The organism is methanotrophic endosymbiont of Bathymodiolus puteoserpentis (Logatchev) (genome assembly GCF_900128525.1).
Classification (GTDB): Bacteria; Pseudomonadota; Gammaproteobacteria; order Methylococcales; family Methylomonadaceae; genus Methyloprofundus.
The window spans coordinates 1-839 of sequence record NZ_FQTQ01000118.1 but is presented as its reverse complement, the minus strand read 5'-3'; the positions used below and the strand labels follow the sequence as shown (position 1 = coordinate 839).

Below are 839 nucleotides of genomic sequence, written 5' to 3'. Positions count from 1 at the left end.
ATCAATACACCTACACCATTGCTTCACATCCGATTCCTGAATTAATTGGTGAGCAAGTGGTTATTTCTTTGCCCAGAAAACCTATTACTATTATGGCTACACTGGATTTTTACAACCAGAGTATTGAAGATGATGCCTTTCATTTTGGTAACAATGTTTTTAAACATACGCCTGGAGATATCTCAAGTTATCCAACAGTTTCAGAAAAAAATAGCTTGACCAACCAATATTTTGATACCATTTTTGATATTATTTCAAACCCTAGTAGTGCACTACTAAATGCACTAAATATATTAGAACTGGAATCTGACATTCAAAATGTCGACCAAGGTTCTGGTTCGCGCGAAGTCACTTTACAGGTAAATCAAGCATTTGGAGTTGGTGTAGGTATAGAGGTAACGAAAGAACTTAAAGTAACCGGAGAGGCTTTAGGGAAAGTGGCCGGATTTACCGTTGGCGCAAGTGTTGGTTCCAGCCTATCGCTTACACGCGGCACATCTACTATTTACGCTGGTTCGGTAGGTGCTATAGACTCTGCTAACTTCCCGGCTAATGGTTATAGTTATGGTCTGTTTGCTTACACATACAATGATGCGCAGTCAGGTCAGGAGTTTGAAGTAATAAATTATTGGGTAGAGTAATACCTATAAGGATGGAGTACGAAGAGGGTGTTAAAAGCAGCACTGGTAACACCCTTTTAACAATTTAAGCAGGAGTCAAATACCTCCGGCAAAGCCGGAGGCTTGAAAACCGTGAACCGCTCGAAGCGGGTTAATTCATTTACCACCTAAAGGTAGCGGTGCTTTAAAATAGATCCAGTTGCTCTATTCGCTTATCTT

1 protein-coding gene is annotated in these 839 nt (G+C 40.3%); it reads left to right on the top strand.

From position 1 onward, the window contains the following. A partial coding sequence (locus BQ7314_RS09705) for a hypothetical protein (RefSeq protein WP_174483510.1) occupies positions 1–641 on the top strand: 641 nt, incomplete at its 5' end. Between the last annotated feature and the right edge of the window lie 198 nt (positions 642–839).